Origin of the sequence: Rhizobium sp. P38BS-XIX (assembly GCF_012641435.1) — a bacterium.
GTDB lineage: Bacteria > Pseudomonadota > Alphaproteobacteria > Rhizobiales > Rhizobiaceae > Rhizobium.
This window is the reverse complement of sequence record NZ_JABAIJ010000001.1, coordinates 1,806,096-1,827,315: the sequence shown is the minus strand read 5'-3', so window position 1 is coordinate 1,827,315 and position 21,220 is coordinate 1,806,096. Positions and strand designations below refer to the sequence as shown.

The 21,220-nt window shown below is 59.8% G+C and carries 22 protein-coding genes; 12 read left to right on the top strand and 10 right to left on the bottom strand.

Annotated features, from left to right (window positions below; translation table 11 throughout):
* The first annotated feature begins 3 nt into the window (after nucleotides 1–3).
* The 10 genes from HGP17_RS08865 (at nucleotide 4) to ureG (ending at nucleotide 7,441) form a co-directional block, all read left to right on the top strand.
* Nucleotides 4–306: an urease subunit gamma gene (locus tag HGP17_RS08865; RefSeq protein WP_004107086.1), complete on the top strand. Its 303-nt coding sequence runs from the start codon at nucleotides 4–6 to the stop codon at nucleotides 304–306.
* A gap of 92 nt (nucleotides 307–398) precedes the next feature.
* Nucleotides 399–704, top strand: coding sequence for an urease subunit beta (locus HGP17_RS08860; protein WP_168807909.1), 306 nt, complete (start codon nucleotides 399–401; stop codon nucleotides 702–704).
* A gap of 19 nt (nucleotides 705–723) precedes the next feature.
* The gene (locus tag HGP17_RS08855) at nucleotides 724–1,161 is read left to right on the top strand and encodes a lysozyme inhibitor LprI family protein (protein ID WP_168807900.1); all 438 of its coding nucleotides are present in this window, start codon (nucleotides 724–726) and stop codon (nucleotides 1,159–1,161) included.
* The gene (locus tag HGP17_RS08850; protein WP_168807898.1) at nucleotides 1,158–1,802 is read left to right on the top strand and encodes a glycosyltransferase family 29 protein; all 645 of its coding nucleotides are present in this window, start codon (nucleotides 1,158–1,160) and stop codon (nucleotides 1,800–1,802) included. Before HGP17_RS08855 ends, HGP17_RS08850 begins: the two co-directional genes overlap by 4 nt.
* Before the next feature lie 3 nt (nucleotides 1,803–1,805).
* The gene (gene ureC, locus HGP17_RS08845) at nucleotides 1,806–3,518 is read left to right on the top strand and encodes an urease subunit alpha (protein ID WP_168807896.1); all 1,713 of its coding nucleotides are present in this window, start codon (nucleotides 1,806–1,808) and stop codon (nucleotides 3,516–3,518) included.
* Nucleotides 3,519–3,520: 2 nt separating this feature from the next.
* Nucleotides 3,521–4,291: a hypothetical protein gene (locus HGP17_RS08840; RefSeq protein WP_168807894.1), complete on the top strand. Its 771-nt coding sequence runs from the start codon at nucleotides 3,521–3,523 to the stop codon at nucleotides 4,289–4,291.
* 315 nt (nucleotides 4,292–4,606) lie between these two features.
* Nucleotides 4,607–5,467, top strand: coding sequence for a GGDEF domain-containing protein (locus HGP17_RS08835; protein WP_168807892.1), 861 nt, complete (start codon nucleotides 4,607–4,609; stop codon nucleotides 5,465–5,467).
* Between the two features lie 77 nt (nucleotides 5,468–5,544).
* Nucleotides 5,545–6,030 carry an urease accessory protein UreE gene (ureE, locus tag HGP17_RS08830; protein ID WP_168807890.1) on the top strand — a complete coding sequence of 162 codons (486 nt, stop codon included), beginning with the start codon at nucleotides 5,545–5,547 and terminating at the stop codon, nucleotides 6,028–6,030.
* Nucleotides 6,031–6,051: 21 nt separating this feature from the next.
* Entirely contained in the window at nucleotides 6,052–6,723 is a 672-nt protein-coding gene (locus HGP17_RS08825) for an urease accessory protein UreF (protein WP_168807888.1), read from the top strand.
* A gap of 106 nt (nucleotides 6,724–6,829) precedes the next feature.
* Nucleotides 6,830–7,441: an urease accessory protein UreG gene (gene ureG, locus HGP17_RS08820; protein WP_168807886.1), complete on the top strand. Its 612-nt coding sequence runs from the start codon at nucleotides 6,830–6,832 to the stop codon at nucleotides 7,439–7,441.
* A gap of 37 nt (nucleotides 7,442–7,478) precedes the next feature.
* Here ureG and HGP17_RS08815 read toward each other — a convergent pair whose 3' ends face one another.
* The 7 genes from HGP17_RS08815 to HGP17_RS08785 form a co-directional block, all read right to left on the bottom strand.
* A complete protein-coding gene (locus HGP17_RS08815) occupies nucleotides 7,479–10,826 on the bottom strand; it encodes an efflux RND transporter permease subunit (RefSeq protein WP_168807884.1) in 3,348 nt (1,115 codons plus the stop codon).
* A gap of 14 nt (nucleotides 10,827–10,840) precedes the next feature.
* The gene (locus HGP17_RS08810) at nucleotides 10,841–12,028 is read right to left on the bottom strand and encodes an efflux RND transporter periplasmic adaptor subunit (protein WP_168807882.1); all 1,188 of its coding nucleotides are present in this window, start codon (nucleotides 12,026–12,028) and stop codon (nucleotides 10,841–10,843) included.
* 394 nt (nucleotides 12,029–12,422) lie between these two features.
* Nucleotides 12,423–13,391, bottom strand: a complete 969-nt coding sequence (locus tag HGP17_RS08805; protein ID WP_168807880.1) for an ABC transporter substrate-binding protein — start codon at nucleotides 13,389–13,391, stop codon at nucleotides 12,423–12,425.
* Between the two features lie 56 nt (nucleotides 13,392–13,447).
* Nucleotides 13,448–14,581: an ABC transporter permease gene (locus tag HGP17_RS08800; RefSeq protein ID WP_168807878.1), complete on the bottom strand. Its 1,134-nt coding sequence runs from the start codon at nucleotides 14,579–14,581 to the stop codon at nucleotides 13,448–13,450.
* Nucleotides 14,578–15,465, bottom strand: coding sequence for an ABC transporter permease (locus HGP17_RS08795; RefSeq protein ID WP_168807876.1), 888 nt, complete (start codon nucleotides 15,463–15,465; stop codon nucleotides 14,578–14,580). The genes HGP17_RS08800 and HGP17_RS08795 overlap by 4 nt, the downstream gene beginning before the upstream one ends.
* Before the next feature lie 2 nt (nucleotides 15,466–15,467).
* Entirely contained in the window at nucleotides 15,468–15,803 is a 336-nt protein-coding gene (locus HGP17_RS08790) for a hypothetical protein (RefSeq protein ID WP_168807874.1), read from the bottom strand.
* 8 nt (nucleotides 15,804–15,811) lie between these two features.
* On the bottom strand, nucleotides 15,812–16,603 hold the full coding sequence (locus tag HGP17_RS08785; RefSeq protein ID WP_168807872.1) for an ABC transporter ATP-binding protein: 792 nt from the start codon (nucleotides 16,601–16,603) through the stop codon (nucleotides 15,812–15,814).
* Between the two features lie 124 nt (nucleotides 16,604–16,727).
* Here HGP17_RS08785 and HGP17_RS08780 point away from each other — a divergent pair, with 124 nt between their 5' ends.
* Entirely contained in the window at nucleotides 16,728–17,141 is a 414-nt protein-coding gene (locus HGP17_RS08780; protein ID WP_168807871.1) for a cupin domain-containing protein, read from the top strand.
* Nucleotides 17,142–17,173: 32 nt separating this feature from the next.
* Here the strand turns inward: HGP17_RS08780 and hydA are convergent, their stop codons facing one another.
* Both hydA and HGP17_RS08770 read right to left on the bottom strand, forming a co-directional pair.
* Nucleotides 17,174–18,628 carry a dihydropyrimidinase gene (gene hydA, locus HGP17_RS08775; RefSeq protein WP_168807870.1) on the bottom strand — a complete coding sequence of 485 codons (1,455 nt, stop codon included), beginning with the start codon at nucleotides 18,626–18,628 and terminating at the stop codon, nucleotides 17,174–17,176.
* Nucleotides 18,629–18,676: 48 nt separating this feature from the next.
* Entirely contained in the window at nucleotides 18,677–19,930 is a 1,254-nt protein-coding gene (locus HGP17_RS08770; RefSeq protein ID WP_168807869.1) for a Zn-dependent hydrolase, read from the bottom strand.
* Between the two features lie 299 nt (nucleotides 19,931–20,229).
* Here HGP17_RS08770 and HGP17_RS08765 point away from each other — a divergent pair, with 299 nt between their 5' ends.
* Nucleotides 20,230–20,874: a TetR family transcriptional regulator C-terminal domain-containing protein gene (locus HGP17_RS08765; protein ID WP_168807868.1), complete on the top strand. Its 645-nt coding sequence runs from the start codon at nucleotides 20,230–20,232 to the stop codon at nucleotides 20,872–20,874.
* 92 nt (nucleotides 20,875–20,966) lie between these two features.
* Here the strand turns inward: HGP17_RS08765 and HGP17_RS33525 are convergent, their stop codons facing one another.
* Nucleotides 20,967–21,053: an SEC-C metal-binding domain-containing protein gene (locus HGP17_RS33525; RefSeq protein ID WP_348648906.1), complete on the bottom strand. Its 87-nt coding sequence runs from the start codon at nucleotides 21,051–21,053 to the stop codon at nucleotides 20,967–20,969.
* Nucleotides 21,054–21,220 lie beyond the last annotated feature (167 nt).

Sequence of the window (21,220 nt, the reverse complement as noted above, 5' to 3'; positions counted from 1 at the left end):
GCGATGAACCTTACTCCGAGAGAAAAAGACAAGCTGCTGATTTCCATGGCGGCAATGGTGGCACGGCGCCGTCTTGAACGCGGCGTCAAGCTCAACCATCCCGAAGCCATCGCACTGATCACCGATTTCGTCGTCGAAGGCGCCCGTGACGGTCGTCCAGTCGCCGAGTTGATGGAGGCTGGCGCCCACGTCATCACGCGGGATCAGGTGATGGAAGGCATCGCCGAGATGATCCACGACATTCAGGTCGAGGCGACGTTTCCTGACGGCACGAAGCTTGTCACCGTCCACGAACCGATCCGGTAAGATGCGATGCTCCGTCTGAGAGCCGATTGCCAATGCGACACGGATTTACCGCCGGAACGCCGGCTGGTGCTGATCCTCATGAGGAGAAAACCATGATCCCAGGTGAAGTTATCGCTGCGAGCGGCGATATCGAGCTCAATGTCGGCGCGCCGACCGTGACGCTCGAGGTTTCCAATACCGGCGACCGTCCGGTCCAGGTTGGCAGCCACTATCATTTCGCCGAAACCAATGCGGGGCTTTCGTTCGAACGCGACAAGGCCAAAGGCATGCGGCTGGATATTCCGGCCGGCACCGCGGTGCGCTTCGAGCCGGGGCAGACGCGCGAGGTGACGCTGATCCCTTTGTCGGGCAAGCGCGAAGTATACGGCTTTCGCCAGCAGGTCATGGGCAAGCTTTGAGAATTGGGAGAAGAAGTCGATGTTTTTGAAATTGCTTGTACCTGCCGTGGCCATCGCCGCTGTTTTCGTCTGCGGCCCGGCCTTTGCGCAAAGCGGTACAGATGACGCAAAGGTGGATTGCGCCAACACCTCGGTGCAATCGGAGCTGAATATTTGTGCTGATCGTGCCTTCGACAAGGCGGACCAGGCGTTGAACGTTCAATACAAGAAAGCCCGTGCCGCAATGGTCGCCCTTGATGCCAACCTTAGCGGTGAGTTGAAAGGTGCTGAAAAAGCGCTCGTCAAGGCGCAACGCGCCTGGGTCGATTATCGCGATGGCGAATGCGAGTCGCAGGGCTTCCGGATGCGCGGTGGTTCGGCGGAGCCCATGGTTGTTTCGGGTTGCAAGGAGAGCCTCACCAAGCAGCGAACCAAGGAGCTGAAAGAACTTGCCGATGGGCCGGAGGCTAATCAGTGAGTTCGAGGCGCCGTGTGGTTATCGTTGGCAATGGCGAAGTCGCAGCGGGCGCTGCGGCCGAGATTGATGCCGCCGATCTGGTGATCCGATTCAATGACAGCCGCTCGATGGGTGCCGGCGGCAACAGGACGGATGTCGTGGCCGTCTGCAATACCGGCCGGCCGGCGCGGGCCATGCTCGGCTCGGCGGAGTGGCGCAAGAGCCCTGCCGTCGCCGCAGCGTCCGAAATCTGGAGCGTCCGCGATCCCCGCAAGTTCGAGGCGTTGCGCGCGCCGCTTGCCGTGTCGCATCCGGAACTCGACGATTTCTGCGATGATTATACGGACCAGTTCACCGTTTTCTGTCAGGCCGTCGGCAAGAGGCATGTGGTGATCGATCAATCCCTTCACGAAAGCGTCGATGCCGCTCTCGCAGAGCACGATCCAGGCTCCTACGTGGTGCCGAGCAGCGGCATGATCGTGATTGCCGAGGCGATGGCGCGCTATCCGGACGACGATATCGCTATTACCGGCTTCAGCCATACCGGCTGGGAAGAGCATCCTTTTGCCGCCGAGAAGCGATTGGTGAATGCTTATGTCTCCCTCGGTCGGCTGCGCCGTCTTGCCGACAAGACCCTCTTCTCTGCCTCCCAAGGAGATTGATCGATGCCCTACAGGATTTCCCGCGCTGCCTATGCCAACATGTTCGGACCGACGGTGGGCGACAAGGTGCGGCTTGCCGATACCGAGTTGTTCATCGAAGTGGAGAAGGATTTCACCACCTATGGCGAGGAAGTGAAATTCGGCGGCGGCAAGGTTATCCGCGACGGCATGGGGCAAAGCCAGGTAACGCGGGCGGCAGGTGCCGTCGACACGGTCATCACCAATGCGCTCATTCTCGACCATTGGGGGATCGTCAAGGCAGATATCGGCCTGAAAGACGGCCGCATCATCGCGATCGGCAAGGCCGGCAATCCCGACACTCAGCCGAACGTCAACATCATCGTCGGGCCGGGCACCGAGGCGATTGCCGGTGAGGGCAAGATCGTCACCGCCGGCGGCATGGACAGCCACATCCACTTCATCTGCCCTCAGCAGATCGAAGAGGCTCTGATGTCGGGCATTACGACCATGCTCGGCGGCGGCACCGGGCCGGCACATGGCACGTTGGCGACAACCTGCACCCCCGGCCCCTGGCATCTGGCGCGGATGATCGAGTCTTTCGATGCCTTCCCGATGAACATCGGATTGTCAGGCAAGGGGAATGCCTCCGTGCCGGCGGCTCTGGAAGAGATGGTGCTGGGCGGCGCGTGCGCCCTCAAGCTGCATGAGGACTGGGGCACGACGCCGGCGGCCATCGACTGCTGCCTGGGCGTTGCCGATGAATACGACGTCCAGGTGATGATCCACACGGATACGTTGAATGAAAGCGGCTTCGTCGAGGACACGATCGGATCCATCAAGGGCCGCACGATCCATGCTTTTCATACGGAAGGCGCCGGTGGCGGCCACGCTCCCGACATCATCAAAATCTGCGGTCAGTCCAACGTCATCCCGTCCTCGACCAACCCGACGCGGCCCTACACGGTTAACACGATCGCAGAGCATCTCGACATGCTGATGGTCTGCCATCATCTGTCGCCGTCGATCCCGGAAGATATCGCCTTTGCGGAAAGCCGCATTCGCAAGGAAACGATTGCGGCCGAGGATATCCTGCATGATATCGGCGCCTTCTCGATCATTTCGTCCGACAGCCAGGCCATGGGTCGCGTCGGTGAGGTGGCGATCCGGACATGGCAGACCGCCGACAAGATGAAGCGTCAGCGCGGCCGTCTTGCTCAGGAAATCGGGGACAACGACAATTTTCGTGTGAAGCGCTATATTGCCAAATACACGATCAACCCGGCTATCGCCCATGGCGTCAGTCACGAGGTGGGATCGATCGAGATCGGCAAGCGTGCCGACCTCGTGCTCTGGAATCCGGCCTTTTTCGGCGTGAAGCCCGAGATGGTCCTGCTTGGCGGTTCCATCGCTGCAGCGCCGATGGGCGATCCTAACGCGTCTATCCCGACGCCGCAGCCGATGCATTATCGTCCCATGTTCGGTGCTTTCGGCAAGAATCGCACCAATTCCTCCGTGACATTCGTTTCTCAGGCGGCCTTCGATGCCGGGCTTGCCGGCAAGCTTGGCGTGGCCAAGGCACTGCTGCCGGTGAAAAACACGCGCGGCGGCATTTCAAAGGCATCGATGATCCACAACAACCTCACGCCCCATATCGAGGTCGATCCGGAAACCTACGAAGTTCGAGCCGATGGCGAGCTTCTGACCTGCGAACCGGCGACTGTGTTGCCAATGGCACAGCGCTATTTCCTGTTCTGAACATGTTCTGGTTTTCCAAATCCACGATAAGCACCGATGACGAGGATTGGCAGCTTTCGGCGTGGGGATGGCTGCTGGAAAATCTTGGGGGCTTGGACGCCTTGAAAAGGTTCACCTCAAGATATCCGCGACATGCCGATTTCCCAAATTCCGGGCAATCGGGGCATGAGCATGTGATTTTTGTCTTTTCTCATCTCTGTCAACTTCTCAAGCTTGATGCCGAGAGCTTCGAAGTTCGTGAGCAGGAGGAGGCAATCGAGCCGCACCTGGGCGGTCTGGCCCTCGTGCAAAATGTCCCGCAAGATCCGGGCGGTACGTATCGCGCCGCAAACAATCGGCACATCATCACTTATACGCCCGGAATCGTGCGCGATCTGGAGCAGCTGATCGCTGTTCTCATCCACGAAATCTGCCATTCGATATTGTTTTCGGTTCCCACAAGGCCGCCGGATTGGGCTGAAAACGAAGAGTTCATGACAGATCTTGCAACGGTGTTCCTGGGCTTCGGCGTTTTCGGTGGAAACCAGTCGTTTCAGTTCAGTCAATATCGTGATGATGCCAGCAGTACGCAAGGCTGGTCGACGCGACGCTTGGGGTATCTCACCCAAAACGAATGGGGGTTTGCGCTGGCTGTAAGAGCGCTGCTGACGAACGAGGATGTCTCGCCCATAGGGCAATATGCCACCAGCGGGCTTCGTGCCAATTTCACGAAAAACCGTCGCTATCTCGAAAAGAACCGCGGCAAAATCGAACAGCGCATCCAAGAGTATTAAGCTCCCGATTTATGTAGATTCCGATCGGGCAATTGGCTGCGGCGCGTCACAATTTTTTTATTCCGCAAGCCTCCTATTTTAAGGATTTTCGTAAGATAGCATCTTCCCGTTCTGGGTAGTGCAACATAATCAACGGCTTGCGCCTGTCGACGGTGACGCAGTCCTTGTCCATATGCGGCCGCAAGAGTGCGTACCTGTTTCTAACAGTTCATAAGTTGGGAAATATCGCGCATTTTAATTGTTGTGTTAAGGAGCTGGAAGCGCGTTCACCCCTATCTCACATAACGAAACCGGTGGCAGAGGGAGGTGAATCGCATGAGACAATGGATTTCGCTGCAGACCGAGCTTGGTAACTTTCAGCAGCGAGGTGCGATTTATATTTTCGCGCTTAAGATGAGTTTCATCGCCATCATCATGTCTCTTGCGATCATGATTGCGATGCTTCCGGTTCTGCAGTGGCTCGATCTGTTGCCGCTGCCATTCATGGATGCGATGCGCTTCGGCGTCATGCTTGCCTGGATCATCGGCGGGATCGTATCCGGCGCATTGGCGATCGTTGCGGGGTATTCGATCCATAAGCTTGCCGTTTCCCGCGCCGAATTCGAGAGGCTCAGCCGCACCGACATGCTTTCCGGCCTGCTCAACCGCCGCGCCTTCACCGAGGCGCTGAATACGGCGGGTGATGGCAGCTCGCTGGTGATTTTCGATGTCGATCGATTCAAGACGATCAATGATCGTTTTGGCCATGCCTCCGGTGATGCGGTCATCGTTGCGGTATCGCAGCTGTTCGCTGGTGTCTTTACGGAGCAGGAGGTGATTGCCCGGCTCGGCGGGGAAGAATTCGGCGTCATCATCCATGGTGGCGATATCGCCAGGCGCATGGCGCGGATAGAGGCCGTCAAGGAGCAGGTCGCCAATCACCCGATTGCCGTCGAGGGCGGCTCGGTCAAGATCACCATCTCTGCCGGCATTGCCGAGATCGGCGCGGATCGAAAGTCCGACGCGGTCTATGCAGCGGCCGACAAGGCGCTGTATCTGGCAAAGACGCTTGGACGCAATCGCGTGATCCACGAGTGCGAACGGCTGCGGCAGATCTGGCAACGCTCGGTTGCCGAGCAAGGTCGGGAACCGAGGATGGATGCCGGGGAATTGCACCTTTATATGCAATGCATATAGTGCGGCTGAGCCGCATTGCGCTTGCACAGCAGGCGACTATTTTGCATGGTCTGACCAAGCCTTGAACTGGATCAGCCATGCTACGCGTCACCTCCCATCTGCCTGCCGGTACTCCGTCTTCCAATCCGATCGATCGTGTCGTGCTGCCGCATGATTTGCGGCATCTGCGCCGCAAGCTGCTGCATCTCGAAAACGGCGAAATGGTCATGCTCGACCTGAAGGAGCCTGTGTTGTTTGCCAGCGGTGATCTTCTGGTGCGTGAGGATGGCGAATTGATCGAGATCGTTGCCGCCGACGAAAAACTCTTCGAAATCAAGCCGCGCGATCGCCGACATCTTATCGAGCTTGCCTGGCATCTCGGCAACCGCCACCTCTCGGCACAGATCGAGGAGGAGCGCATCCTCATCTTGCGCGACCATGTCATTCGCTCCATGCTCGAGGGGCTCGGTGCGACGGTAAGCGAGGTCACTGAACCGTTTCAGCCGGCTCGCGGCGCCTATCATTCCCACGGCAGCCATTCGCATGGCCACGGCCATCACCATGACCACCACTCGCATGATTGATCGCTCGTGAGCGGCGCGTTGATGTCCGACGACCACGATCTTCAGGCCCTGCTGCGACTGATGGCCTGGATGTCGCCGGCCTTTCCCGTTGGTTCGTTTGCCTATTCCGGTGGGCTTGAGCGCGCCGTGCATGATGGGCTGGTGCCCGATAGCGGCAGCCTTCGCACTTGGATCGAAACGCTTCTTCGCAATGGCTCCGTTTGGAACGATGCGGTGCTTTTTGCCGAAGCACATCATGCCGGCGACGATGCGCTGCGGCTGATGGCGATCGGCGAGCTTGCAGAGGCGCTCGCGGGCTCAAAAGAACGACATATGGAAACCATGCTGCTTGGAGAGGCTTTCCTGACGGCCGCCGTCGCGTGGCCACACGAGATCTTCTCGATCCTGCCGGCAAAGACCGCTTATCCCGTTGCAGTCGGCGCGGTTGCCCGCGCACATGGGATTTCCGCAGAAAAGGCGCTGGCCGCTTTTCTTCACGCCGTTGTATCGCAGATGGTGTCGGCCGGTATTCGGCTCGGCGTGACCGGTCAGAAGGATGGCGTCGCCGTTCTAGCGGCTCTTGAGACTGTCGTTGCCGATGTTGCGACGCAGGCGGCGCAATCCGGCCTCGGCGATCTCGGCGCCGCCACCGTGCAAGCCGATATTGCCAGTCTTCGGCACGAGACGCAGGCCACGCGTCTCTTTCGCTCATGATATCTGGCACAGGGAAAATCACGCAATCAATGAGCCATCTACGTCATTCGCCGCTGTGCGGCGAGCGGATGCCTCGCTATGCTGTCGCTTCATCGGAGTTGCGAGCATGAAATCGAGAAATGGACCCTTGCGCGTCGGTATCGGCGGCCCTGTCGGATCGGGCAAGACGGCGCTGACGGAGAAGCTGTGCAAGGCGATGCGGGATGAATACTCGGTCGCCGTCGTCACAAACGACATCTACACGACTGAGGATGCCGAAGCGCTGGTGCGCATGCAGGCGCTGGCCTCCGATCGTATCGTCGGCGTTGAAACCGGAGGATGCCCTCACACGGCGATCCGTGAGGATGCGACGATCAATCTGCAGGCCATTGCCGGTCTCAACGAGCGGCTTCCCGATCTCGACGTTGTTTTCATCGAATCCGGCGGTGACAATTTGGCGGCGACCTTTTCGCCGGATCTTGCCGATATCACCATCTACGTGATCTCGGTGTGCCAAGGAGAGGAAATTCCGCGCAAGGGTGGTCCGGGCATCACCAAGTCTGATCTGCTCGTCATCAACAAGAAGGACCTCGCGCCCTTCGTCGAGGTCGATCTCGATGTGATGGATCGTGATGCCAACCGGATGCGCCAGGCTCGCCCGTTCGTCTTTTCCGACATGAAGCGGGGCGAGGGGGTCAGCTCTATCGTCAGCTTCCTAAAGGAACAGGGCGGCCTTTAAGCCGCCCCGTCATAACGCATCCATTCATTTCAGCCGGCTATTCCGCGGCAAATGGTGGCAACTTCAGCACATTCGTGCCAGCCGCCTTGCGACCTCTGCCGTCCCTGTTCTCGATGGTTTCCAGCCGCTCTTCCAGCGATGCCAGCGATTTGCGGTTCTCATCGACGGCGGTTGCCAGGCCTTCCTTGGTGAGCACCTCATCATCCGCATCCTTCTTGCCGACCAGCTTGCCGAAGAGGAAGCCGAGCAGACGGGACAGATCGTCCATGATCAGGAAGAATGACGGCACGACCACGAGGCTGAGCACGGTCGAGACGATAATGCCGCCGATCACGGCAATCGCCATCGGCGCGCGGAATGAACCGCCTTCACCGACGCCGAGAGCTGAGGGCAGCATGCCGGCCGACATGGCGATCGAGGTCATGATGATCGGTCGGGCACGCTTGCGGCCGGCTTCGATGACGGCATCCAGTCTCGGCATGCCGTGATGCATCATCTCGATGGCGAAATCGACCAGCAGGATGGCGTTCTTGGTGACGATGCCCATCAGCATCAGAATACCGATCATCACGGGCATCGACAGCGCGTTGCCGGTCATCATCAGGGCCAGCGCAACGCCGCCGATCGCCAATGGCAGCGATAGCAGGATCGTAAAGGGCTGGATCACGTCCTTGAACAGCAGGATCAACACGGTCAGCACGAGCAGAAGGCCAAGCAGCATCGCGTTGCCGAAGCTCTGCACCATCTCCTTCTGAACCTTGGTATCGCCGCTTTCAGCCAGATGCACGGTTGCCGGGATCTTGGCATTGTTGACGATGTTGAGGAAATGCTCCGATGCCGTATCCAACGCAACGCCCTGCGGCAGGTCGGCGCCGATGGCGACGACACGGAAGCGGTTGTTGCGCTTGATGGAAGACAGACCCTCCGAATAGTCGATGTCGGCTACGCTCGACAGCGGCACGCTGGAGTTGGTGGATGCCTGTCCGGCAGTGCCCATCGACGTCTTGATGCGCAACGCACGAATTGCCGCCAGATCTCGGCGCATGCCGAGCGAAGCCTGGACCCTGATCGGGATCTGACGATCGTCGAGCGAGATCTTGGCAAGCGACGCGTCGATATCGCCGATGGTGGCCACGCGCACCGTGTCGGAAATCATCTGCGGCGTGATGCCGAGGCGGGCAGCCTCGTCCTTGCGCGGATAGATCTGCAGTTCCGGGCGCGGCAGAGCGCCGTCTGCGCTGACATTGGCCAGCGCCGGATCGGTGCGCAGCTTGGCTTCGAGAATGCCGACCGCCTGGTTCAGATCCTTCTCGTTGCGCGAGAGGAAGTTATAGGTCAGGTCGCGGTCGCCACGGTCGTTGAGCTTGGTGATCCGGACGTCGGGGATCGAGCGCAGTTTTGCGAAGACTTCCTTTTCCACTTCCCATTGCGGGCGCTCGCGGCCGTGAACCGTGACCTTCGGCATATAGGGGCCGATGACCGGCAGTGAGCCAAGGACATCGTTCACCAGCTTCTTGGTCAGCGATTGATCGAGCTTGCCGAGCGTGAGCGTGACGGTCGCGCGGCGCAGTTCCAGATCACCCTTCGGCGAGGCGCCGCCGAGGACGAAGACGTTCTGCACGCCGTCGATGCCCTTCACGCGCCGGTAGATCTCGTTCGTTGCCTGTTCGGTGTCGTCAAGACGCGCATTCGGCGGCAACTCGGCCGACAGCACGATACGCGAGGAATCATCCGGCGGAATGAAGCTGCCCGGAACGAACATGATGAGCGCCGCGACGGAAGCGATCGAAAAGGCAAAGGCGGCAAGCAACGTCGGATAGCGCGTGTACCACCGGCTGGTCGTAACCCGCACCAGCCAGCTGTATCCGCGCATGAGGCGGCCGTCATTATCGTGATGATCGTCAACGGCGTCCTCAGCCCGCATGAGATAGGCGGCCATCATCGGTGTGATCAAGCGCGCCACAAGCAGCGAGAAGAATACCGAGAAGGCGACAGTCAGACCGAACTGGATGAAATACTGGCCCGGAATGCCCGGCATGAACGAGACCGGTACAAAGACCGCGATGATCGTGAAGGTCGTCGCGATGACGGCGAGACCGATTTCATCGGCGGCATCGATGGCGGCGCGGTATGGCGTCTTGCCCATCTTGATGTGGCGGGCGATGTTCTCGATCTCGACGATGGCGTCATCCACGAGGATACCGGTTGCCAGCGTCAAGGCCAGGAAGCTGACGAGGTTCAGCGAGAAGCCGATCTGGTTCATGATCCAGAAAGTGGGGATCGCGGATAGCGGCAGCGCGACTGCGGAGATCAGCGTTGCGCGCCAATTTCGCAGGAAGAGGAACACGACGATGACGGCGAGCAGCGCACCCTCGAGCAGGGTGTGCATCGCGGCTTCATAGTTGCCGTAGGTATAGTAGACGGAATCGTCGATCATCTCGATCGAGACGTTCGGATTTTCCGCGCGCACCTTGTCGAGCGTATCGCCGACCGTCTGGGCGACGGTCACTTCGCTCGCGCCCTTGGCACGAAAGACACCGAAGGTCACCACAGGCGTGCTGTTGAAGCGCGAGAACGACTTCGGCTCCTGATAGGTGTCTTTGATCATGCCGAGATCGGAAAGCTTGACGAAGCGACCGTTGGTCAGCGCGATGGTCGTATCGGCAAGCTGTGCGACATTGCGGGCATCGCCGAGCACGCGGATTGCCTGCTCGCTGCCGGCAACCTGGCCACGACCGGAGCCGAGGTCGATGTTGGTGCCGCGCAGCTGCTGGCTGACCGAGAGCGCAGTGATGCCATAGGCATTCAGCTTGTTCGGGTCGAGTTCGATGCGGACTTCGCGGTCGGCGCCGCCGTAGCGGTCGACACGACCGATGCCCTTCTGGCCCTGCAAGGCACGCTTGACCGTGTCGTCGACGAACCAGGACAGCTCTTCGAGCGTCATGTTGGGCGAGGAAACGGCAAAGCTCTGGATCGCCTGGCCTTCGACGTCGACCTTCGAGACGATGGGCTCATCGATCGTCGAGGGCAGGTTGCCGCGAATGCGGTCGATGGCATCCTTGGTGTCCTGAACGGCCTGCTGCGTCGGCACTTCCAGGCGGAAGATCACGACCGTCTGAGATTGGCCGTCAGTGACGGTCGACTGTATCTCGTCGATGCCGTTGATGCCGGCGACAGCATCTTCGACCTCTTTCGTCACCTGCATTTCGAGTTCCGCCGGCGAGGCGCCGCTCTGGGTCACGGTGACGTTGACGACCGGAACGTCGATGTTCGGGAAGCGGGTGATCGGCAGGTTGAAGAAGGCGTGCGCGCCCACCACCATCAGCAGGAAAAAGCCGAGGAGCGGTGCGACCGGATTTCGGATGGACCAGGCGGAGAAATTCATCTTGCCGTTCTCGCTCAGTTGGAGGCTTGCGACGCGTCGCGTACGGGCGTGATATGGTCACCATCGCGAACATAGGCGCCGGCCTTGGCGACGACCTCATCTCCGGCTTTCAAGCCTTTGACGATTTCGACATAGGCGCCGTCCTGGATGCCGGTTTCGACAGTCACGAACTTGACCACGCCGTTCTCGACCTTGCGGGCGGAGGAGCTGTTTTCCTCGCTGTTGACGGCCGTCAGCGGCAACGCCACGCCTTCGTCCTGTCGAATGACGATTTCGGCGCTGCCATACATGCCTGCGCGAGCTTTTTCGCCATCATCGATCGAGATATGCACGGCGCCGAGGCGGGTTACGGAGTCGACGATAGGCGCAACCAGACGCACTTTGCCGGAGAGCTTTTCGTGGCCGCCGGACAGGGAGATCAACGCCTTCTGCCCGATGACGATCTTGGTGATGTCGCTTTCGGAAACATCGACCACCAGCTCGAGTTGGCTGTCGCGGATGATGGTGAAGAGTGGATCGCCGCTGCCGTTGGCGATGGCGCCGATACGGGCATTGCGCGAGGCGACGGTGCCTGCGACGGGCGTCTTGATGCCTGTGCGAGCCAGTTTCAGGTCGGTGTCGGCGATCTGGCTATCGGTAACCTTCAGGTCGGCTTCCGCAACGGCGATCGCCTGCTCGGCGGAGACCACGCGCGCCTTGTTGGCCGCTGCGGAGGCATTGGCCTGCTCGACTGACGAGGTCGACATCGTGCCTTTGGCCCCCATTGCGACGGCACGAACCCGCTGCAGCTCGGCTTCCTCGGCGTTGGCATGGGCTTCCGTCAGCTGTGCCCGCAATTGAGCGAGGCTTGCTTCGCCCTTTGCGCGTGTCGCCTGCATCTGGCTCTTCTGCAGCACGAGCGCGTCGTCATTCAATGTAGCGAGCGCGCTATTGGCGTCGACCTTGTCGCCGACATCGGCGTTGAGCGTGCGGATCGACAACCCATCCACCTGCGGCTGGATGTAGACTTCCTCGACAGCCTTCACCGTGCCCGTCGCAACGACCTTGTCGGTCAGCTTGCGCATGGTGGCGGTCGTGATGACGATCGCCGGCAGGTTCTGTTTCGGAGCAGTCACGGGGGATTCTTCCGCCAGCGCAGCCGGTGTGAGCAGGGAAAGTAGGATGGCAGTCGTGCTTAGCAGTCTGAACGGCGTGAGGGCCATGCGTCTGGTTCCAGTTCAGCGTCTTGGTCAAAAGGATTTCGCTGTTATCCGTCGCGAACACGGGGGATCAATGCATGCGAGCCGGCTTACCCGGCGGATTAACATCCGTCTGTCATGGCTGCAGGTCCCTCATCCTAAAATCGCTCCTCAACATGGGAACGGTTTCCAATTCTCGCAAGATCACGAGAAAATGATTTCGCGGGTATTTCTATAGCCTGCAACCTTGCGAAGCAATCACGGCTTTGTGATGTCAGCATTCGAAAAGTTGATAGCTGAGGGCTTTTCAGTCAAATGCTGCAGGAAAGCCAGCATTTTGTTGCTCTTGTTACAAAATGAAAAAAAACGCGCGGGGTCGGAACCTCGCGCGTCTCGACAGTCCTGGACGGCTGGAAGCTTATTTCAGGGCAGCGTCCGTGATTTCATGCGTGTAGGCGCCGGACGGCTTCTTGGTGATGATCTTCTGATCGAGCAATGCCTCGACCGTACGGTCATACGTCTTCATGTCCAGCTTGCCGTTGCCGATGAGCTTGCCGACTTCGGCCGTCATGCGCTTCTGGTGGTTTTCATCCTGACCGCCATTGTCCATGACGATCTCGGCTGCTTCATCCGGATGCTCGACGGCGTATTTCCAGCCCTTCATCGATGCGCGGACGAACTTCACCATGTCGGCCTTGAACTTCGCATCCTTCAGCTTGTCTTCCTTGACGTAGAGGCCGTCTTCCAGAAGGTCGTTGCCGAGCTTGGTGTAGTTGAAGACGGTCAGGTCTTCGGCCTTGAAGCCGGCATCGATCGCCTGCCAGTATTCGTTATAGGTCATGACCGAGATGCAGTCGGCCTGCTTCTGCACGAGCGGCTGCACATCGAAGCTCTGCTTCAGGACGTTGACGCCGTCGGCGCCGCCGTCCGTCTTCAGGCCGAGTTTGTGCATCCAGGCAAAGAAGGGATATTCGTTGCCGTAGAACCAGACGCCGAGCGTGTGGCCCTTGAAGTCCTTCTCGGTCTTGATCGGACCGTCCTTGGGGCAGATCAGTTCGAGGCCGGACTTGTCGAAGGGCTGGGCGATGTTGATGAGCGGAACGCCCTTTTCGCGGGCAACGAGGGCGCCGCCCATCCAGTCGACGATCACGTCGGCGCCACCGCCGGCGATCACCTGTTCCGGGGCGATATCCGGGCCGCCCGGCTTGATGTCGACATCGAGGCCTTCATCCTTGTAGAAACCCTTGTCCTTGGCGACGAAGTAGCCGCCGAACTGGCCCTGAGCGACCCATTTCAGCTGCAGCGTGATCTTGTCCGCTGCCATCGCAGCCTGGGTGGCGGCAAGCGTCATGGCACTGGCCATCAATGCTAACATTATTTTTTTCATGTCTTCACCCTTTTCCCTCTGGAGTTATGCCTTGATCCCTTGAAGGGGATCCTGGATTACGTCTGCCCACCACGGATAGACGGATGCCAGAACGTCACCATTCGTTCGATGATGGCGACGATGCCGTAGAAGACGGAGCCTGCGATCGCGGCAACCGCGATTTCGGCCCAGACCATGTCGAGGTTCAACCGACCATTCTCGGTTGAGATGCGGAAGCCCATGCCAGACATGGGCGTGCCGAAGAATTCGGCCACGATGGCACCGATCAGAGCCAAGGTCGAGTTGATCTTCAGCGCGTTGAAGATAAAGGGCGCGGCGGCTGGCAGGCGCAGCTTGAACAAGGTCTGCCAGTAGCTCGATGCGTAGGTCCGCATCAGGTCCTTTTCCATGTTGCCGGCTGCGGTCAGCCCCGCCACGGTGTTCACCAGCATCGGGAAGAATGTCATGACGACGACGACCGCAGCCTTCGACTGCCAATCGAACCCGAACCACATGACCATGATCGGAGCAACACCGATGATCGGCAGGGCCGAGACAAGGTTGCCGATCGGCAAAAGGCCGCGGCGAAGGAAGGCGAAGCGATCGGCCAGAATGGCGACGACGAAGCCGCTGGCGCAACCGATGACATAGCCGATCAGGACCGATCGGAAGATGGTCTGCTGCACATCGATCCAAAGCGTCGATAGGGAACCGGCAATTCTGGCGCCGATTGCGCTTGGCGGCGGCAGGAGGATGAATGGTATGCCGGCGCCGCGCGTCACCGCCTCCCAGACGATGACGATCCACACCCCGAAAATCGCGGGGATCAGCAATCGCAGCGTATAGCTGCCGGCGGAGGAATGCGCGGGAATGGTGGAAAGGATAGAAACGCAACGCCAGGCGAGCAGCCAGGCTGCCGCGAGCAGAATGAAAAATGCAGCCTCCGCATTGCCCTCGTTGCCGGATAGTCCTGCAAGCAGCAGCCATGCGACAGCATGGGCGGCAAAGAAAAGGATCGCAGCGCCGAGGCCTGCCGACAGGTTGGTGAACGAAATGGCGGCGGCACCTGCGATGAGAATGAAGATCACGAAGACTGTGCCGCTACTGACGGGCGCGGCCGTATCGGCTGAAAACAGCGGCAGTGTCGTGATCGCGGCGAGACAGAGAAGCAGCGCGAGGATGCATTGCCAGGAGAAATGAAAGATCTTCATGCTGGCCGACCTCCCATGGCGCGATCGACGATCCGCGCGATGATGCTGACGATTGCGATCAGCACGGCTGCGAGGATCGAACCGGCAACGAGCGCTGCCCAAATATCGATCGTCAGGCTCTGGTAGGAACCGGCGAGCAATTTCGCCCCGATGCCGGCGACGGCGCCCGTTGGCAGCTCGCCGACGATCGTTCCGGTCAGGCTGGCCGCGATCGCCACCTTCATGGAGGTGAAGAGGAACGGCACGGAAGCGGGGACGCGCAACTTCCAGAAAGTCTGCATGGCGCTGGCATTATAGGTGCGCATCAGATCGAGATGCATGACCTCGGGCGAGCGCAACCCCTTCACCATGCCGACGGCGACGGGAAAGAAGGACAGATAGGTCGAGACGAGCGCCTTGGGTATGAGGCCTGTCACGCCGATGGAACCGAGCACGACAACGACCATGGGTGCGATGGCAAGGATCGGGATCGTCTGAGACGCGATGATCCAAGGCATGAGGCTGCGATCCAGCGCGACGACATGGACGATGCCGACGGCAATCAGAATGCCGAGGATCGTGCCGAACGCGAAGCCGACCGCTGTGGAGGACAGGGTCACCCACGCGTTGTAAACCAGGCTTCGACTGCTGGTCAGAGCTCGCAGGAAGGTGTTTTCGAAGACGTTCTGCGCCACTTGATGTGGTGCCGGCAGGATGGGCTTGGGCTGGGCGAGGGTCTTGCCGATGAATTCCATCGTCGTCGACGTGACATTGCCACGCCGGTCGAGATCGCGCTGGAACGGAGCGTTGAGAGCAACGGCGAAGACGTACCACAGCGCCAGGATGGCAAGCACGACGGTCACAACGGGCAGGAATTTGTGTTTGAAGAACCGTTCCTTTTCCATCGTCATGCCCGTCCTTGCGTGGGATAGAGCATGAGAACCATGGCGACGATGCCGAGACCGACGCCCGCGATCTGCTGCAGGCTCAGGCGCTCGCCGAACACGATGAAGGCGATGACGTTGACGACGACGAGCTGCGCGATGGAGGAGGCGGAGATTGCCAGCCCAAGACCGCCCTCGCGCATCAGCCGCACCATCATCAGGTTGCCGACGCAATAAAGGATGAGTGCCAGGATGAGCACCAATAAGTTGTCGTTGGTGATGTAGGCGCGCGAGGCTGTTGCTCCGCTGATGAAGATCGCCATGGCGCCGACAAGCCAAAGGAGGAATTGCGGGTTCATGAGCGATCCTATTCCTCGTAGCTGTGTCCGGCCCGCAGACCTTCGCGGACGCGGTGGGCGATTTCCAGAAATTCAGGGGTTTCGCGAATGCCGAGCGGCCGTTCAGCCGGCAGCGGCGATTCGATAATGTCCGTGACGCGACCGGGCCGCGGCGACATGACCACAATCTTCGTCGACAAGTATACAGCTTCCGGGATGGAGTGCGTGACGAAGCAGATGGTCTTGTTCGTCTGCTTCCACAGCTTCAGCAGTTGCTCGTTCAAATGGTCGCGAACGATTTCATCCAACGCGCCGAAGGGCTCGTCCATCAGGAGAAGATCGGCGTCGAAGGCCAGTGCGCGGGCAATCGAAGCGCGCTGCTGCATGCCGCCGGAAAGCTGCCAGGGAAATTTCTTCTCGAAGCCGCTGAGGTTAACGAGTTCCAAGGTGCGAGTGATGCGTTTCGCCTGCTCCTGCCTGTCGTAACCCATGATCTCCAGGGGGAGGGCGATGTTCTTCTCGATCGTGCGCCAGGGATAAAGCGCCGCCGCCTGGAAAACATAGCCGTAGGCGCGCGCCTTGCGGGCTTCCTCGGGTGTCATGCCATTGACGCTGATATCGCCGGAGGTCTTGCGTTCGAGATCGGCGATCACGCGCAAAAATGTGGTCTTGCCGCAGCCCGAGGGGCCGATGAAGGAGACGAAATCGCCCTTGCGAACATCGAGATCGACATTGCTGAGCGCATGCACCGGCCCGTCGTTCGTATTGTAGGTGAGACAGAGATTCCGCGCGGAGACGACGGAGGAAGCGGATGACGTCATTAACACCTACCAGTCCTGTTTTCGCCGCATGGTTGGGGCGGATTGCGTGCTATTCCTTTTGGCATTGCTGTAGCTTGGAGAGGCGACGGTGCCTTTTGGCTGCTGTGCTTGGGAGAGCAATGCCATGAGTCTGTCATCGAAGCCTACCTGTCGTCTCGTGCGGCCCGGCAATACTTATGCCGGAAAACAGGGCCTCAACTATTTCGAAGGGATTGCCGCCGAGACGGTGGGCTCGACGGGGATCTGCATGCATCTCCTGACGATACCGTCGGGCGGTCGCGCCAAGGCGCATCTTCACGCTTCGCACGAGACGGCGATTTACGCGATATCGGGTGAAACGCATTGCTGGTTCGGCGATCAGCTGGAAGAGCATGTCATCGTGCACGAGGGCGAGATGTTTTATATCCCGGCCGGTGTTCCGCATCTTCCTGCGAACCTCAGCGACCGGCCGGCGACAGTGGTCATCGCCCGCACCGACCCGAACGAACAGGAAAGCGTCGTCCTGCTGCCGGATCTGGAGCGGTATGTGCCGTCTTGAACGGCCGATGAGCCGAAGCGCTGGGGCCAAGCTCACACCCCGCTGGCGGGGATGCCGCTGCGCTGAACCTTGCGCGGCGCGGTGACGTCTTTCCAGGTCGAAAGCGCGCGGCTGGCAGCCGTGAAGGGATCGCGGCTGACGAATTCGCCGTGGCCTTCCTTCGTCTTCACTGTGCCTTCCTCGATGGCCACGACACCGCGGGTCAGCGTGTAGCGAGGCAGGCCCGTCACTTCCTTGCCTTCGAAGACGTTGTAGTCGATCGCCGACTGCTGCGTCTTGGCAGCGATGGTCTTCGACCGCTTCGGATCCCAGACAACGATATCGGCATCCGCGCCGACCAGGATCGCGCCCTTTCTCGGATAGATGTTCAGGATCTTGGCGATGTTGGTGGAGGTGGCGGCGACGAATTCGTTCATCGTCAGGCGGCCGGTGTTGACACCATAGGTCCAGAGCATCGGCATGCGGTCTTCGAGGCCGCCGGTGCCGTTCGGGATCTTGGTGAAATCGTTGAGTCCGTAGCGCTTCTGCTCGGTGGTAAATGCGCAGTGGTCGGTCGCGACGACTTGCAGCGAGCCGGAGGCAAGGCCTGCCCAGAGGCTGTCCTGATGCTGCTTGTTGCGGAAGGGCGGCGACATGACGCGACGGGCAGCGTGGTCCCAATCCGCATTGGCGTATTCGCTTTCGTCGAGCGTCAGATGCTGGATCAGCGGCTCGCCATAGACGCGCATGCCTTTCTGGCGAGCGCGGCGGATGGCTTCATGGGCCTGTTCGCAGGAGGTATGGACGATGTAGACGGGCGAGCCCGCCATGTCGGCGATCATGATGGCGCGGTTCGTTGCCTCGCCCTCGACCTCTGCGGGGCGGGAATAGGCGTGTGCTTCCGGCCCGTTATTGCCTTCGGCCAAAAGCTTTGCCTGCATCTGCGCGACGACGTCACCGTTTTCGGCATGGACGAGCGGCAAGGCGCCCAGTTCTGCACAGCGCTGGAAGGAGGAGAACATCTCGTCGTCATCCACCATCAGCGCGCCCTTATAGGCCATGAAGTGCTTGAAGGTGTTGATGCCCTTGTCGCGGACGATGGTCTCCATCTCGTTGAAGACCTGTTCGCCCCACCAAGTGATCGCCATGTGGAAGGAATAATCGCAGTTTGCCCGGGTGGATTTGTTGTCCCACATCGTCAAAGCTTCGAGCATGGACTGGCCAGGCGAGGGAAGGGCGAAATCCACCACCATCGTGGTGCCGCCGGCAAGAGCGGCACGGGTGCCGCTTTCGAAATCGTCGGAGGAATAGGTGCCCATGAACGGCATTTCGAGGTGCGTATGCGGATCGATGCCGCCGGGCATCACGTAACAACCGGATGCGTCAAGCACTTCGCTGCCCGACAGGTTCTGCCCGATTTCGACGATCTTGTCGCCTTCGATCTTGACGTCCGCCTTATAGGTCAGGTCGGCCGTGACGATGGTTCCACCCTTGATGACTGTGCTCATGGCGCATGCTCCAGATGTGTGAGGTTCCGATGTTGGGAATCGTGGCCGTCAGGCCACGATCTCCGCCGTCTCGACGACTGCGTGGAACAGTACATCCGCACCGGCGGCTGCCCATTCCTTGGAGATTTCCTCGGCCTCGTTGTGTGAGAGGCCATCGACGCAGGGGCACATGATCATCGTGGCGGGGGCGACCTTGGCGGCCCAGCAGGCATCGTGACCGGCGCCGGAGATGATGTTCATGTGGCTGTAGCCGAGCCTTTCGGCCGCATTGCGCACGGAGGTGACGAGCTTGGGATCGAAGGTCACCGGCTCGAAATGGCCGATGGCTTCCACCGAACAGCCGACGCCGAGAGCCTCGGCGATCTTCTTGCCCTCGGTTTCGATCTTGGTGCGCATGCGATCCAGCTTTTCCTTGTCAGGCGTGCGCAGGTCGACGGTAAAGACGACCTTGCCGGGCAGGACGTTGCGGGAGTTCGGAGAGAAGAAAACCTGGCCGACGCCGGCAACGGCGCCCGGCTGGCTCTCCATCGCCACACCCTGCACCATTTCCATGATCCGGGACATGGCAAGACCGGCATTGACGCGCAGATTCATCGGCGTCGAGCCGGTGTGGGCTTCCTTGCCGGTCAGCGTGAATTCCAGCCACCACAGGCCCTGACAGTGCGTGACGACGCCGATGGTCTTGTTCTCGGCCTCGAGGATCGGGCCTTGCTCGATATGATATTCGAAGTAGGCGTGCATCTTGCGGGCGCCGACTTCTTCATCGCCGAGCCAGCCGATGCGCTTCAGCTCGTCGCCGTAGGTCTTGCCGTCTGGGTCCTTGCGGCCATAGGCGTAGTCAAGCGTATGCACTCCGGCAAAGACGCCGGAGGCGAGCATGGCGGGCGCAAAGCGCGCACCTTCTTCATTGGCCCAGTTGGTGACCACGATCGGGTGCTTGGTCTTGATGCCGAGGTCGTTCATCGTGCGTACGACTTCAAGCGCAGCGAGCACACCGAGGACGCCGTCATATTTGCCGCCGGTCGGCTGGGTATCGAGATGCGAGCCGACATAGACGGGCAGCGCATTCGGGTCGGTGCCGGCGCGGGTCGCGAACATCGTGCCCATCTTGTCGACACCGACGGTCATGCCGGCCTTGTCGCACCAGGTCTTGAAAAGGCTGCGTCCCTCGGCATCGGCATCGGTGAGCGTTTGACGATTGTTGCCGCCGGCAATGCCGGGGCCGATTTTCGCCATGTCCATCAGCGCATCCCAAAGGCGGTCGCCATTGATACGCATGTTTTCTCCTGGCGCTGCCACCATGATGCAATCCTCACCTGTTTGTCCTGGAGCATGCAAGGCGCATGCCCGATCGTTCCCATTGGCCTATCCGAAGCGTGTACTTGTTTTTATCGCCTCGGAAAATCGCCAGTTGCCTTTAAGAGACAACTGACAGATAATTTGACCGATTGGTAAACATTACAACTTCCGTGGCGCGGCTCAAGACGAAAAGCACGAAAAAAACCGATAAAATTTCCGGCGATTGCCTAAATTAAAAGCACTGACAGGGTGAAGGAAGGCTCGGCCGAAAGGCTTGGATTTCAAGGAGAAACAGAGCACACATGGCCATCCCCAGAGCCGCCCGCACCCAGCGCCGTACCCGGATTCAGGAAGAGAAAGAGGAAATCATACTCGAGGCCGCGCTGGATGTGTTTTCAGTCAGCGGTTTTCGTGGCTCGACCATCGATCAGATCGCTGAAGTTGCGGGAATGTCGAAGCCAAACGTCCTGTATTATTTCCGGACCAAGGAGGCGATGCATCGCGCCTTGATCGACCGGGTGCTGTTTACCTGGCTGGAGCCGCTGCGCGCCTTCGATTCCAACGGCGACCCGGAAAGCGAGATTCGTTCCTACATCCGCCGCAAGCTCGAAATGGCCCGCGATTTTCCGCGCGAAAGCCGGCTGTTCGCCAATGAGATGCTGCAAGGAGCGCCGCATGTGGAAGACGAGCTGCGCGGTCCGTTGAAGGCGCTCGTGGACGAGAAGGCCGAGGTGATCCGCTCCTGGGCTCGCGCCGGCAAAATCACCAAATGCGATCCCTACCATCTGATCTTCTCGATCTGGTCGACCACGCAGCACTATGCGGATTTCGATGTGCAGGTGCGTGCGGTGCTGGGTCAGGATCATTCGGGCGAGGGGCGTTTCGAGGACGCCGCCCGATATCTCGAGCAGCTCTTCGTCGACGGGCTGCGCATTCGGCATACCTGAGCGTCGGCGCAATCCCCATGGGAATCGCGCCGCGCTGGGAGATGACGGACATCAGCTCCGTTCTCTAAAAGTAATAATCCCGTTCAATACCGTCATAGTTGCCCGATTTCAGGCAGCAGTTCTTGAAACCGCCTCCGGGAACCGCAGGGGCAGGGATCATTGCGGCCGAGCTTTTCGATCAGCTCGATATCGCCACGGACAAATTGGGAGCCGGTTTTTACCCGGGTTTCCGACGGGAAAGACTTGCGTCGCTTGGACGTGACCTCAAAAGCTCACGTCGTGGAGGGTTTTGGACTTGCGTGACATGGTCGCCTCCTATCTCGCTGAACCTGCGATTGTTCGCAGC

Coding starts and splice junctions, on each gene's coding strand:
- HGP17_RS08805 (WP_168807880.1), bottom strand. CDS start 13,391: ATGAAAAAAATAATGTTAGCATTGATGGCCAGTGCCATGACGCTTGCC.
- HGP17_RS08765 (WP_168807868.1), top strand. CDS start 20,230: ATGGCCATCCCCAGAGCCGCCCGCACCCAGCGCCGTACCCGGATTCAG.
- ureE (WP_168807890.1), top strand. CDS start 5,545: ATGCTACGCGTCACCTCCCATCTGCCTGCCGGTACTCCGTCTTCCAAT.
- HGP17_RS08855 (WP_168807900.1), top strand. CDS start 724: ATGTTTTTGAAATTGCTTGTACCTGCCGTGGCCATCGCCGCTGTTTTC.
- HGP17_RS08795 (WP_168807876.1), bottom strand. CDS start 15,465: ATGGAAAAGGAACGGTTCTTCAAACACAAATTCCTGCCCGTTGTGACC.
- HGP17_RS08800 (WP_168807878.1), bottom strand. CDS start 14,581: ATGAAGATCTTTCATTTCTCCTGGCAATGCATCCTCGCGCTGCTTCTC.
- ureG (WP_168807886.1), top strand. CDS start 6,830: ATGAAATCGAGAAATGGACCCTTGCGCGTCGGTATCGGCGGCCCTGTC.
- HGP17_RS08825 (WP_168807888.1), top strand. CDS start 6,052: ATGTCCGACGACCACGATCTTCAGGCCCTGCTGCGACTGATGGCCTGG.
- HGP17_RS08865 (WP_004107086.1), top strand. CDS start 4: ATGAACCTTACTCCGAGAGAAAAAGACAAGCTGCTGATTTCCATGGCG.
- HGP17_RS08840 (WP_168807894.1), top strand. CDS start 3,521: ATGTTCTGGTTTTCCAAATCCACGATAAGCACCGATGACGAGGATTGG.
- HGP17_RS08810 (WP_168807882.1), bottom strand. CDS start 12,028: ATGGCCCTCACGCCGTTCAGACTGCTAAGCACGACTGCCATCCTACTT.
- HGP17_RS08860 (WP_168807909.1), top strand. CDS start 399: ATGATCCCAGGTGAAGTTATCGCTGCGAGCGGCGATATCGAGCTCAAT.
- HGP17_RS08835 (WP_168807892.1), top strand. CDS start 4,607: ATGAGACAATGGATTTCGCTGCAGACCGAGCTTGGTAACTTTCAGCAG.
- HGP17_RS08790 (WP_168807874.1), bottom strand. CDS start 15,803: ATGAACCCGCAATTCCTCCTTTGGCTTGTCGGCGCCATGGCGATCTTC.
- hydA (WP_168807870.1), bottom strand. CDS start 18,628: ATGAGCACAGTCATCAAGGGTGGAACCATCGTCACGGCCGACCTGACC.
- HGP17_RS08785 (WP_168807872.1), bottom strand. CDS start 16,603: ATGACGTCATCCGCTTCCTCCGTCGTCTCCGCGCGGAATCTCTGTCTC.
- ureC (WP_168807896.1), top strand. CDS start 1,806: ATGCCCTACAGGATTTCCCGCGCTGCCTATGCCAACATGTTCGGACCG.
- HGP17_RS08780 (WP_168807871.1), top strand. CDS start 16,728: ATGAGTCTGTCATCGAAGCCTACCTGTCGTCTCGTGCGGCCCGGCAAT.
- HGP17_RS08815 (WP_168807884.1), bottom strand. CDS start 10,826: ATGAATTTCTCCGCCTGGTCCATCCGAAATCCGGTCGCACCGCTCCTC.
- HGP17_RS08770 (WP_168807869.1), bottom strand. CDS start 19,930: ATGGTGGCAGCGCCAGGAGAAAACATGCGTATCAATGGCGACCGCCTT.